We start from the raw sequence: 12,603 nt of genomic DNA, 5'->3' as shown, positions 1-12,603 counted from the left end.
TTGCGCTATGCGTTGTTTGCATCGGGTTCCGCCAGATGGCCAGGCCGTTGCGCCGTGATCCCGCCTGCCAGACCCGCAACGCCACACGCGACCAGAATCAGAACAAAGAAGGCGTTAAATCCGTGGAGGATGAAGAATACCGGGCCGTCGGATGGACTGAAGTTGGCGGGATGCCCCAGCATGTCTGGGTTTTCGGCCAGGATGGACGGCGTCGCCAACATCGCGAGCGTCATCATAATGATGACTTGAGGCATAAAGGAAGCGGCGAATACCAGCAGCGATAAGGCGGCGAACCGTACCCGCCCGGGTGCGTTCACGCGGCGCGCTTGAACGAAAGAGATCGGGGCCAGAATCGCGAGCACGAGGAGGATCAACGAATCCAGGGCGTTTTTCCACCCGATGTTGTAGGCGAAATCGAATACCAGGCTGATACCGAGGAGCGCCGCCAGCACGAACGCGGCTCTCATCATTCCCGCGCCGCCGGGAAGCGGCGGGATCGGTCGCGGAACCAGGCGCGCCGGGGGCGGCGTGAAATGGAGGCCTTCGACGGCCTCGCCAACTCGGCCCGCATCCGCGCGGGCCTCCTCGACGCGCGCGTGAATCTCCGCGAGCGCGCGCCGGGCGGATCGGTACCGTCGAAGGGCCGGAAGGGGCTCCGTGTGGTCGGCGGTGTGGAGCCACGCCCGGCAGGTCGGGCCCTTTACGACGTTCGCGTACAGGCCGGCGGCGCAGGCCAGGATGACCAAAGCAAATACAAGAATTATGGGCCCCGCCGGCCGGGCCCACGCCAACAGCAGCATGGCGAGCAGGAGCGCCACCAGGAATGCGCCGCCGTACGCCCAGTGCAGGCGTGTTTCAACGCAACGCACCCCGGTAATATCCACGTAGCGAAATCGGCGCGCCAGTTCACCCGCGCCGTGCAGGCGCATGCACAACAGATGATCCGGGCCGAAGTACATGCGCGGGCGCAACGCGGGCGTCAATTCGGTTGTTCCGTCGGCCGGCGTGTAGTGCGCGGTGTCGGACTCGCGCGTGCTCATGTCAATATCACTGCGGTGATCGCCATTGTCACAACCACCCATCCGGCGATCTGCGCGCCCGCCAACAATACCGCGAGCACGAGGGCAACGATCGGCCGCCCCAGCGGCGTCTGGACGCGGATGCCGCCACTCAGCGCGACAAACAGGGCGGCGGGCGCCGTGAAGGCGCTGAAAAGCAGGAGCGGGAAGAAGACCAAAGGCGCCACCGCCAGCAGGAGCGCGAGCAGGTCATATCGCGGATAATGGAACGGATCGCCGCCGCGGCCCGGCGCCTGGGCCGCCTGCCGGTTCCAGAAGCAGGGGGGACACAGGTTGGCGCCGCCAGGTTCGGCGTTCTCGCCGGTTTCCCGGAACGTGCAAAGGGCGCAAAGGTAGCGGCCGCACGCGCTACACAACTCCGCCGCCGCCACGGTATCGTGAAAGTAGCAGCTTGCGCCGGTGGCCATCGGAACGGGCGGCGCCCCGGCCGATTGCGGCGCCGCCGGAGAGATCCACTGCATCTGGCGGACGCCGCAGGAGGCGCATTGCGCATCGGTGTCGGGTGACTGATCCGGCGTCAACGCCAGCGGCGCGCTGCATTTGAGGCACGAAGTGTAAATGCTGCCCACGCCGCTACTCCCGCGCCACGACGGCGGTCTGGCATATCCGGTCGTGCAGCGTTTGTCCGCGCGGGTCCGTCAACGCCAGGAGGTATCCGATGCCCAGCATCGCGGCGCTGAGGAACTCGGCGAGGCCCCTTACGAGAGCCTGCTGGTAGTCCAGCGCCTCATCGCGCTCGTTCACCACGCCGATCCCGAAAACCAGCTTTCCCGGCGTTCCGCCCAGCCAGCCCGTGCAAAAGGTCATGATCGCGATATAAACGAGGGGAGCCCCCACAAGGCCGGTCGCCGCCGCAATCGGTCCCGGCGCCGTGCTCGATTCGGCAAAATAGGTCGATTTTGTAAGGAGCAGCATCAGCACATTCACATCGATAATCTTGGCGACGGCGCGCTTTGCGAAAATGCGCGGGGACTTTCCGGGATCGGGCAGCGTTCCCTGCCAGCGGTGGCGCAGGTACGTTTCCTTGCAGGCCGCGCAATACCGCTTCCCGCCCAAGGCGACCAGCGACTCGGGCGTAAAGGAGACGCCGCACATGACGCAGGCCGATTGCCGCCCTGCGGCGCCGGGCCCGGCGGACGCCGGCGCGCCGTAGAGCCGCCACGCCCCGTCCTCGCCCTCGCGAATGAGGGTGAGCGGGCCCACAGTCCCCGCTGCCGCCAGTTCATCGAGATGCGCGGCTGTCACCGGACCCGAGATGACGCCATCTTGTCTGTAATACCAGCCGCTGATGCCTTAAGCCTCCCGGGAATGTAATGGGCCGGCGCGCTTCCCGAACCCAACTTCTCATTGGCGCGAACTGCTGCCCCTGAAGTATAGGGCCTCCCGGGTAGGATTACAACGGAAACGACCGAATCGAAACGAACGGCTTTATTGATTTTCGTAGTTGCGCGCTATTGACAACACCGGCATCGACTGATCTATCATGATACCGGCAGAAAACGTAATTGGAACCTTTTGGTCAACCCAGAGGATATATTCCCTTGGTACTGTTTTTTGGGACAGCCCGTGGGGATTACATGACATCATGGCGGAAGGCATAAAAAACGTAGTCCCGTTGCGCGCGGAACCCGGTTTGCGGGTGGTCGAGCGCGGCGAAGGACCGCTCAAGGAGTGGTCAGACGAAGCGTTGATGCTGGAGCACGGCCAGGGCTCTGAGCCGGCCTACGCGGAGCTTGTAAAGCGCCACCAGAAGGGCGTCTTGAATTACACGTTCCGCATGGTTCAGAACCGGCACATTGCCGAGGAGCTGACGCAGGAGGTGTTCCTGGCGCTTGTCCGGAACGCGGGCCGCTACCAGCCGACGGCGAAATTTACAACGTATCTCTACACCATCGCCTCGAACATCGTGTCGAAGGAGTGGGCGCGCCGGAAGCGCCGCCCGAAACTCTTCAGCATTTCGAGCTGGTGGAACCATGAAGACGACGAGGCGTTCAACCCGATGGATCACGTCGGCGACGAGCGCGCGAACGTGCTGGCGGCGTTCCAGCGCGGGGAAATCTCGGAAGCGGTCAACGAGGCGCTCCGGCACCTGCCGGAACACCAGCGCGAGACTTTCGTGCTGCGCCGCTTCCAGGACCTGTCGTACGAGGAAATTGCCGAGGTGCTCGAATTGCCCGTCGGCACGATCAAGTCGCGCGTGGTGCGCGCGGAGCGGGCGCTGCGGCCCTATCTCGAAAAGTACCGCGAGTACCTCTGATCGGATCGTGATGGCGTTGCTGGGCCCGCCGCGTTGGCGCACGGCGGTTCCGGCGCGGGAAGTCTTGGGTCCCGTTGGGACGATGGCGCGCCAGGATAGAAGACGCGAATGGAACTGGAACTGAAAATACGCCGCCACCCCAGCCGCCAGGCGCTCCTGGCGTATGCGGAGAACCTGGTGGACAACCGCGCGGCGATCGACCGCGCGATGGCCGCGCACATCAGCCAGTGCCCGGTCTGCCAGGCCGAAGTGCGGGCCCTGCAGTCCTCGCTGGCCTTTGCCGCGTCCGCCCCGGAACTCGAGCCCGACGGCGACCTCACCGCCCGGATCCTCCTCGCCGGACGCCAGACGCGCGCCGAACTCTCCCGACAGAAGACCCCCTGGCAATACGCCGTCCGCTTCGCCCAGGCGTCGGCCTGCGCGGCGGCCATGCTCGTCGTCTGCGGCCTCACCTTCACCGCGTTCCTCGACACCGGCCAGCCCGAGCAGGCGGCCCCCGCCTTCGAGCGGGCCGTGCCGGAGTTTTCCGCCGAGGCGTCGAACCCCGAATCCCTGCGCCGGGCCGCGGCCGAAGTCGCCGAGGAGGGCCAGGCGTTGTCCGCCGCGCTCCGTTCCCGCCAGGGCGAAAGCCTCTCCCCCCAGGAGCTGGAGCAGCTCCGCGTCGTCCAGGCCCGCGACGCCGACATCGCCGCCGCCGTGTCGGCCCTTGAGCGGAACCCGCACAACGTGCGCGCGACCCACGTCGTCAACGCCAACCTGAAGTCGCTGCGGAACCTCTACGTCGAGGGCGGCAGCCTCTAATCACCCGCGCCCAGCCCGATCCAGGGACTCAGGCATTCCTGAGAGACGTCCCGCGAGTACCCCGATCCTCCAACCCGGGCCGCGCATCCCACAATCCACCCCGGCCCAAAGAAGAAGCGCCACGACCCAGCCGCATCAGCCGGGCCGTGACGCGTTTCAAGCCATCCTGTCCGCCCCTACTGCCGCGATTCCGGCGTGATCTTCAACTCCACGCGCTCGCCGCCACGCTCGACCACGATGCCGATCTCTTCCCCAATCTTTAGCGCCTGGATGGCGTAGGTGTAGTCGTAGATATTCTCGATCGGCTTCCCGGCCATCTCGACGATGATGTCGCCGGCCTTGAGCCCGGCCTTATCGGCGGGCGCCCCCCTGGTCACGCCATTGAGCACCATGCCCTTCACGTCCGACTCGGCATAGTCGGGCACGGTGCCGAGGTAGGCGCGCATGCCGCCGCGGCCGGCCTCTTCGTCGGGCCGCTCCATGGCGACGTAGGGCGGCGTATCCTCGCGCTGGGCCAGGTCCGACGCCACGCGGTAGACGAGTTCGCTGATGCGCGCGGCCCCCGGATAGTTGAGCAGGTCCGGGGTGTCCTTCGGCGTGTGGTATTCGCCGTGGACGCCGCTGAAGGCGCTGAAGATCGGCACTTGCTTGAGGTAGAACGACGTCGCGTCCGTCGGCAGGTAGCTGTCCGCCTGCATGACGATCGGCAGGCCCACGGTCGCGTTGGCGCGCTCCACCGTTTCGTACCAGGTCGGGCTGGATCCGGCGCCGCTCACCACGAGCTTCCCACTCAGCCGCCCGACCATGTCCAGGTTCAGGTAACTCGATACCGCCTCCGCGATGCTGTCCCCGCCGTTCGCGAGTTCCTTGGCGAAGTGGTCGGAACCGAGCAGGCCCATTTCCTCGCCGGACCACGCCGCGAAGAGCACGTCGCGCTTCGGCTGGAACGCGCCGGCGGCGCGATCCGCCGCCAGGCGCGCGGCGATTTCGAGCATGCCGGCCACGCCCGAGGCGTTGTCGTCCGCGCCGTAGTGGATGGCGTCGGGCTCGGCCCCCTCGGCCAGCGAACTGCCGGATCCGCCCCGGCCCAGGTGGTCCACATGCGCGCCAATGGCCACCGCGCCCCCCTGCGGGTCGTCCGCCTCCAGCACGGCAAGCACGTTGCGCCCGGTACGCCGCTCCTTCTCCAGCGCGATGGTGGCGCCGAGTTCCACGCCCTCAAGGGCGAAGCCCATTTGCGGTTCGCCCCCGTCCAGTTCCTTCTGAAGCGCTTCGAGATCCTTGCCGGAGGACGCCAGCAGATCCCGCGCGACGGCGTCGGTCACCGCAATCACGGCCACGCTCGTGCCGCCCAGCGAAACATCGAAGGTGAGCGGCGGAAGCTGTTCGCGCGCCTGGGACGTCGGCCCGCTGACCACGATCAGGCCCTTCCCGCCGCGATCGCGGACATTGGTCGCCTTGAAGCGCAGGCTGGCGAACTGGGCGAGGTGCTGGCGTCGCTCGGGCGTCACGTCCTCCGGCAGAAAGCGGAACACGACTACCCACTTGTCCGTCACGTCCAGGTGCACAAACGAATCGTATTCCGGCTGATCACCCGACGCCGGGGCCACGATGCCGTAGCCCGCGAATACGGCCCCTGCCTCCGCGATTTCGCCGGTGCTGGAGAAAGCCAGCGGACGCCAGTCCTCGTCCACGGTATACGGCCCCGCGGCGCCCGACACGCGCAGCGCGTTCTCGGGCCCCAGGTTGATTCCGGCGGTGAACTCGAATTCGTCGAAATACGTCCCATCGTCCCCGGCGGGCTTGAGGCCGAGCCAGGCGAAGAAATCGGCCACGTACTGCGTCGCCAGGATTTCGCCCTCCGTTCCCGTGCCGCGCCCCTCGAATTCCTCCGACGCCAGGCGCACGACGTGGTGCTGGATGTCGGCGGCCGTGATGGCGGGCTCGAGTGCGTGGTCCTCCGGCAGCGCCATAAACGCGCGCACCTCGACGCTTGCGGGCAAGACTTCCTCGCCGTTCAGCAGGCGCAGGGCGTCGTCGTGGTTCCAGTCCGCCAGGAAGATCTGCGACTGCTTGCCCGGCGTGCGGGTGCTGGTCCAGGCGATCTGCGCGCCGTCCGGCGTGAACACGGGCAGCCCGTCGAAGCCGTCCGTCCACGTGACGCGCACCGGTTCCTTCGCGCCCGCGGCGTCCACCAGGTAGAGCTCAAAGTTGCCAAAGCCGTGGATATTGGTCGCGAAGATCAGGTACTCGCCGGAGGGATGGAAGAAAGGCGCCCAGGACATGGCCCCGAGCCGGGTCAGCTGGCGTTCGCCCGAGCCATCCCGGCGCATGGTGTGAATCTCGGCGGTCGCGCCATCCTTCGAGAAGCGCCGGAAGCAGATGAATTCGCCATCCGCGCTGAAGAAGGGTCCGCCGTCGTACCCCGGAACCTCCGTCAGCCGCCGCACGTTGCCGCCGTCGCTGTCCATCGCGTAAAGATCGAGGAAGTAGGACTTGTCGACCTCGAAGATCTTCTCCTCTTCCTCGCTGAGCGGCGCCGCATACGCGTGGCGGTTGGAAGAGAAAACGATCATCTCCCCGCGCGGGTCCCAGGCGGCCTCCGCGTCGTAGCCAAGCGCATCCGTCAGCCGCGCCAGCGCCCCGCTCCCGAGATCGCGCACATACAGTTCGTAATGCTCGTCGTAGTCCCAGGAATACCGCTTTTCCACGCCCGACGCGCGGTCCGAAAGCTCCGCTTCCTGCTTGGCCTGTGCCTCCGGGTCCTCGTGCGTGGAGGCGAAAAGGACCCGGTTGCCCGCGGGATGGATCCACGCGCAGGTGGTCTTCCCATCGCCCGTGGAGACGCGTTCCACCGCGCCGGTCTCCCGGTCCAGGAGGTAGATCTGGTAGAAGGGGTTGCCCTCCTCCCGCTCGCTCTGGAACACCATGCGCGCGCCGTCGCTCGAGAAATACCCTTCACCCGAGCGGGCGCCGCCAAAGGTGTACTGGCGGATTTGGCTGAGAAGGCGGGCTTCCTGCGTTTCGGGTTTGGGTTCCTCGGCGCGCCCCGGGAGCGGCAGGAAAGCAATCGCGGAGAGGAGCAGGGCGCCGGCGGCCCGTGCGGAAATCGTCGCTGGGTAATACATCTGATAATGTTCCTGAACAGTTGCTTTGCGGCCTATCTGCGCCCTATCCTAACCCGGTCGGGATCCCCGATGCATCTTCCCGCCATGCGGGTCTACAGGGCAATCGCATTTAAACTTCCAACTCGAGCTGAGCGTCACATGAATCACCTTCAATGTTAAAAAGGGCGCGTGTTGGAGCGCTGGCAACCTTGCCGGCACAGATGCCGGCGCTCCAATACGCTCACTATCGTTGATTCAAGGTTCCAAATCGATTCACGTTTGCGCCCATATACCGAGATCGAGTTTAAATGCGATTGCCCTGGCGGGTTTACAGCGCGCATCCGATGCCCTATAATCACTTGGTATGTGAGCGCAGTGCGAAACGCAGCCCAATCCAACCCCGCAGGGAGACGCATGCCATGAGCTACGATCAAAACGTGTTCCGGCCCGAAGAATACACGCTGGCCGACCAGGCCTCGCGCGATGAACGGGCCGCGTTTATCACCAAGACCTATGTCCACCTCTTTGCGGCGATTCTCGCGTTCGTCGTCCTTGAGGCGGTCGTGCTGAGCCTGCCGATCACCGCGTCATTCGTCGGCTGGATCGCCGGCACGCAGTTCGGCTGGCTCGCGGTGCTGGGCGGCTTCATGGCCGTAAGCTGGATCGCGAATTCCTGGGCGCAGTCCGGGGCTTCGCTGGGCCTTCAATACGCCGGCCTGAGCCTCTACGTCGTCGCGGAAGCGATCATTTTCGCGCCGCTACTCTATATCGCGGCCAATTTCGGCCCCGCCGGGGTGATTCCGTCGGCCGCCATCCTGACCGGCTGTGTATTCACCGGGCTGACCTCGATTGTGTTCTTCACGCGCAAGAATTTCTCGTTCCTCGGGCCCTTCCTGGGAATTCTGGGCTTCGCGGGGCTCGGGATCATTGTGTGCAGCATCATTTTCGGGTTTAATCTGGGCATCGTGTTCAGCGCCGCCATGATCGTGCTTGCCGGCGGCTATATCCTCTACACCACGTCCAACATCCTCCACGAATACCGCACGGATCAGTACGTGGCGGCCTCCCTCGCGCTCTTCGCCTCCGTGGCGCTCCTCTTCTGGTACATCCTGCGCATCCTCATGTCTTTCTCGCGCGAATAGGTCCGCGCTTCCCATTCACAAACCACGCGGCCCGCGGGGCACACCCCCGCGGGCCGCGTTGCTGTTTGTCTTCATGCGCTGTCGGGGTGGCGGCGTCAGGCGGCGTTCACCGTGATCCGTTTTGCGTCGCTCGCGGACGCCCGGCGCGGCAGCGTCAGCGTCAGGATGCCGTTTTTGCAGGCGGCCTGAATACCGTCCGCGTCCGCGTCCTCCGGCAGCGAGAGCTGCCGCTGGAACGTCCCATAGGACCGCTCGACACAGTAGTAGTCACGCCGTTTCTCCTCCTTCTTGTGCTCCTTCCGCCCGCGGATAATCAGCGTATCGCCCTTCAGCTCCACGTTGATCTCCTTCTCGTCAACGCCCGGAAGCTCCGCGGTAATCGTGTATTCCTTTTCGGTCGCCGCAATATCCACGGAAGGTTTAATCCATCCGGCGGCGGCGCCCTGGGTCAACGCGGGGAACAGGGACGAGGACGGGACAAAGGGAAAGCCCTGCAACATATTTTCGAAGAGCTGATCGAACTCCTCGTGGAATCGGGCCAGCGGCAAAGGGTACGTTGCGCTCTGCCGCGTTACCGGCAGCATCCGTCCTTCGGCCTCGTTTTCCTTCTTGAACCAGTTCCAGGGGGCAATCTGCTTGAGTTCCATGGTGCTACCTCCTTTACTTCACTGCCGGGCCCGCCATGGAAGGCGGCCCGGTTGCTGCTATGTTCTCGTGCCGCACCGCGCGGCCGCTTTACCTGTGAAGTATCAAACTTCGTGCCAACGCAAAAGGCGGGAAACGCCGCGTTTCCCGACGCGCCTCGGGCCGTGCTCGCTCCAATTTAGAACGGTTGCGTTTCATTTCTATACAGCCTTTCATGACGCGTCGCGGCGCCGGCTAAGGATGTAATTCTGCGTCTGACTGTTGGCGCTCTTTTGGAGTCTCGCACGCTCAAGCCTTCGCGGCGGAGCCGCGGAGCTTGAACGTGGCACCCGTGGCTCCAGTTGAAATTTCAGAGCAGGAGCGGCGATCCGGGTATACTGGACGTCGCGCGCGCCGGCCCATGGCGCGCCGCCCAACGATGAAAGGGATATCCATGGCACGCATTGTTCACACACTTCTCGCCGTCTCGATTTTAATGTTCGCCAACGGCGCCCGCGCGGACCTGGAGGCGGGCGCGGCAAAGCAGAGTATCGTGCCGCCCTTCCCCACGGTCATGGGCGGTTACTTCGACCGGACCGCGACCTTCGAGGGGGTGGACCGCCCGGTCTATGCGCGCGCCCTGGTGTGCCGCAACGGGGAGACCGCCGTGGCGGTGCTTGTGGCGGATCTGATTGGCGTCTCCAAGACCCTCGTCGAGGGTACCCGCCAGCGGGCATCGGCGGCGACGGGCCTGGCGCCGGAGAACATCCTGATCGCCGCGACCCACACCCACGCGGGACCGGCCGGCTTCACCGGCGGGGTCACGGCGCGGGAATCCGACAACACGCAGCTGGACGAATTCCTGATTGGCGCGTTCACGGCGTGCCTCGAGGCCGCGTGGGCGGACCTGAAACCGGCGGAGCTGGGCTTCGCCTACGGGCGCCTGGACGGCATCACCACCAACCGGCAACAGAACAACGACACCGCGATCGATCCGGACGTTGGCGTGCTGAAGATTCAGGAGAAGGGAACGCGAAACACCATCGCGACGCTGGCCAATTTCACGGGCCATCCGGTGATTCTGGACAGCACGAACCTCCTGCTCTCCTGCGAATATCCCGGCGTCGCCTGCGACACGGTGGAGGGCGCGATCGGCGGCGTGGCCATCTTCACCCAGGGCGCGTGCGGCGACATCACCATGAAGCGCAGCGGCCCGAAGTTCGACGAAGTCACCCGGCTCGGCCGCGTCGTCGGCGGCGAGATCATCGCGACCGCCGAACAGATTGCGATGGGCGCCGAGAGCACCTTGCGCAGCCGCTGGTCGCCCATTGTGCTGGAGGAGCGCGTGCTTCCGGCGCCGGACGCGGCGGAGGCGGGCATCGCGGCGGCGGAAGCGGCGCATCAGGCCGCCGTGGACGCCGGCAAGCCCGAAATGATTGTCCGCGACCTGCGCCGGGAGATCAGCGCCGCCAACACCACCGCCATGGTCGCGCGGGCCGCCGCCGAACGACCGGAACTCCTGAGCAGCGCGGCGAACACCTCCTGGCACGTCCTGCAGATCGGCCCCATGGTCGCCGTGGGGATGCCGGGCGAACTCTTCGTCGAATACGGGCTCGAAATGAAGCGGCGCGTCGCGCAGGACACGGGCCGCCCGATGATCCTCGTGGGCTACGCGAACGACTACATCGGCTACATCATCACGCCCCGCGCCGGCGGCACCGGCGGCTACGAAAGAGCGGTTTCCCGCGTCGCGCCCACCGCCGGGCGCATGCTGACCGAAGCGGCCATGGCCGCCATCCGGGAGATCGTCGCGCCAGTGGAGTAGGCGGTTGACGGATTTCGTCGATCAGGGTCACATTTTGGTCGCATGGAGTAACGCGGACATTTTTTTGTCATGCCCCGATATTTCGAGAAGAGCGAGCAAGGCTGGGAGCGCAGGCGTCCCCGCCTGCATCGCGCCGGAGGCGCGCTGTAATTGAACATGATTGGCGCGAAACCTGACCCGATCGAAATCGTGCGTCTTTAGCGGTTTGAAGTTCAGCCGTTCCTATGTTTCATATCCCGGCGCCGCAACGAAAGTGCGGACCAATGGGAGCGCAGGCGGCTCGCCTGCATCGCGCCGAAGGCGCGAATAGGATCGTTACGCGATAGTGTCCGTGATCGATAGATTCGCATTGCGCAAACGTTCATGCACCTGCGGTGCATGGTGCAGGCGGGGACGCCTGCGCTCCCAGCCTTGCACGATGGCCTTGAATGATCCGGATCACGTTGCAGGAATGTGCTCAACTCAAGAGGGCTGGACTGTGACGTATCCGGATACATTGTGGGAAGGAAGGCGCCACACGAAGTAGGTAGCATGAATTCCGGAGAGCGCCTCAACTCCCTCCGTCTCGAACGAATCAGGCCGCCGGATTGCGGCTACTGAACGCCTTCGCCCTTCCTTCAGCATCCCGCCCGCGCGAACCTACACCTCCCGCAGTTCCTGTACGGCGGGCTGTTCGTAGGCCTTTTCGGCGAAGGACGCCAGGAGCATGCGGTCCTCGTTCGTAAGGGCCGTGTCGCCGGTGAGTGTGGCGATGTTCGCGTCGAGGTCTTCCGGGACCGATATGCCGATATTCAGCAGGTGAATCCGGGAATCGTTGAGCACCCACCGAATCGCCGCCGGCGGCAGCTTCTTCGCGGCGTCCGCGCCGAATTCCGGGACCAGCTTGGCGGCGTTGTGCCCGAAAATGCTCGCGCCCATGACCTTCATGCCCAGGATGCCCATGTTCAGCTCGCTGGCGCGCGCCACGCACAGGTCGCGGTTGGCCAGCGACCGGTTGGAGTGGCGCGTGTTGTAGCCCTTGTGAAAGTAGCCAAACTCGATGAGGAGCGTGTCGAAAATGCCGGTGTCGATCAGTTTGTACATCTCCTCGAAGCGGGAGTGCCCGGTCAGGCCGATAAAGGTGAAGCGGCCTTCGTCCCGCATCTTCACCAGCGCCTCGACAAGCGGCATGCAGCCGTCGTAGCCCAGGCGCTCGATCGTGGGGCCGTGCAACTGCATGCAGTCGATCCGGTCGGTCTTCAGCGTCGACATGGAGTCGTCCACGCTCTTCTGAAGTTCCTCGACGGACTTCACCAGCACCTTGGAGGCGAGGAAGATGTCGGGGTAGACATCGCGCAGGGCCTCCGCGAAGATCTGCTCGCTCTCGCCATAGATCCGGGCGGTATCGAAATAGCGCAGGCCCTTTTCATAGCCGAGCCGGACCATCTTCACGCGGGCCTCGTAGGCCCCGGAGGATATGCCGTAATAATCGTCTTCCCACGTCATCAGCGGCGCGCTGCCATACGCGAGGATTGGGAGCTCGACGCCGGTCTTTCCGAAGGTGCGCCAGGGCAGATTGCCGGCGCGCGAGTAGACCGGCGGCGCCGGAGCGGCCGGGGCATTCAACGCCCCCGCCGCGATCAGCCCGGTGGCGGCGGTCGTCTGAAGAAAAGTCCGGCGGTTCATGGGGGACGGCGATGTCATGGCGGCGCTCCTTTTCGGGGTGTTCTGCAACCCCTCCAGCATCATGGCACGTCGCGCGCCGCCGTGCAAGCGCCGCGCGCGTGCA

The 12,603-nt window shown here is 65.1% G+C and carries 10 protein-coding genes; 4 read left to right on the top strand and 6 right to left on the bottom strand.

Annotated elements, in window-relative coordinates:
- Positions 1 to 5: 5 nt before the first annotated feature.
- From KF886_01340 to KF886_01330, 3 genes are read right to left on the bottom strand one after another with little or no spacing between them, the layout of a single operon-like run.
- Entirely contained in the window at positions 6 to 1,040 is a 1,035-nt protein-coding gene (locus tag KF886_01340) for a hypothetical protein (protein ID MBX3175981.1), read from the bottom strand.
- Entirely contained in the window at positions 1,037 to 1,648 is a 612-nt protein-coding gene (locus KF886_01335; protein ID MBX3175980.1) for a hypothetical protein, read from the bottom strand. The genes KF886_01340 and KF886_01335 overlap by 4 nt, the downstream gene beginning before the upstream one ends.
- 4 nt (positions 1,649 to 1,652) lie before the next feature.
- Positions 1,653 to 2,324 carry an RDD family protein gene (locus KF886_01330; GenBank protein ID MBX3175979.1) on the bottom strand — a complete coding sequence of 224 codons (672 nt, stop codon included), beginning with the start codon at positions 2,322 to 2,324 and terminating at the stop codon, positions 1,653 to 1,655.
- Positions 2,325 to 2,664: 340 nt separating this feature from the next.
- Between KF886_01330 and KF886_01325 the strand changes: the two genes are divergently transcribed.
- Together KF886_01325 and KF886_01320 are read left to right on the top strand one after the other, a co-directional pair.
- Positions 2,665 to 3,336 carry a sigma-70 family RNA polymerase sigma factor gene (locus KF886_01325; GenBank protein MBX3175978.1) on the top strand — a complete coding sequence of 224 codons (672 nt, stop codon included), beginning with the start codon at positions 2,665 to 2,667 and terminating at the stop codon, positions 3,334 to 3,336.
- Positions 3,337 to 3,444: 108 nt separating this feature from the next.
- A complete protein-coding gene (locus tag KF886_01320) occupies positions 3,445 to 4,137 on the top strand; it encodes a hypothetical protein (protein ID MBX3175977.1) in 693 nt (230 codons plus the stop codon).
- A 176-nt stretch (positions 4,138 to 4,313) separates the two neighbouring features.
- Here the strand turns inward: KF886_01320 and KF886_01315 are convergent, their stop codons facing one another.
- Complete coding sequence (locus tag KF886_01315) at positions 4,314 to 7,265, bottom strand: M28 family peptidase (protein ID MBX3175976.1); 2,952 nt, start codon at positions 7,263 to 7,265, stop codon at positions 4,314 to 4,316.
- A 398-nt stretch (positions 7,266 to 7,663) separates the two neighbouring features.
- On the opposite strand from KF886_01315, the gene KF886_01310 reads away from it, so the two are divergent.
- On the top strand, positions 7,664 to 8,386 hold the full coding sequence (locus KF886_01310) for a Bax inhibitor-1/YccA family protein (protein ID MBX3175975.1): 723 nt from the start codon (positions 7,664 to 7,666) through the stop codon (positions 8,384 to 8,386).
- Positions 8,387 to 8,481: 95 nt separating this feature from the next.
- Here the strand turns inward: KF886_01310 and KF886_01305 are convergent, their stop codons facing one another.
- The gene (locus KF886_01305) at positions 8,482 to 9,033 is read right to left on the bottom strand and encodes an Hsp20/alpha crystallin family protein (protein ID MBX3175974.1); all 552 of its coding nucleotides are present in this window, start codon (positions 9,031 to 9,033) and stop codon (positions 8,482 to 8,484) included.
- A gap of 431 nt (positions 9,034 to 9,464) precedes the next feature.
- Here KF886_01305 and KF886_01300 point away from each other — a divergent pair, with 431 nt between their 5' ends.
- Positions 9,465 to 10,835 (top strand): neutral/alkaline non-lysosomal ceramidase N-terminal domain-containing protein, encoded by a 1,371-nt coding sequence (locus KF886_01300; GenBank protein MBX3175973.1) that lies wholly within the window; start codon positions 9,465 to 9,467, stop codon positions 10,833 to 10,835.
- 639 nt (positions 10,836 to 11,474) lie between these two features.
- Here the strand turns inward: KF886_01300 and KF886_01295 are convergent.
- Positions 11,475 to 12,518, bottom strand: a complete 1,044-nt coding sequence (locus tag KF886_01295; GenBank protein ID MBX3175972.1) for an aldo/keto reductase — start codon at positions 12,516 to 12,518, stop codon at positions 11,475 to 11,477.
- Positions 12,519 to 12,603 lie beyond the last annotated feature (85 nt).

Source organism: Candidatus Hydrogenedentota bacterium, from assembly GCA_019637335.1.
Lineage (GTDB): Bacteria > Hydrogenedentota > Hydrogenedentia > Hydrogenedentales > JAEUWI01 > JAEUWI01.
Note: the sequence above shows the minus strand (reverse complement) of the source record. Positions and strands in the feature narration are given on the sequence as shown.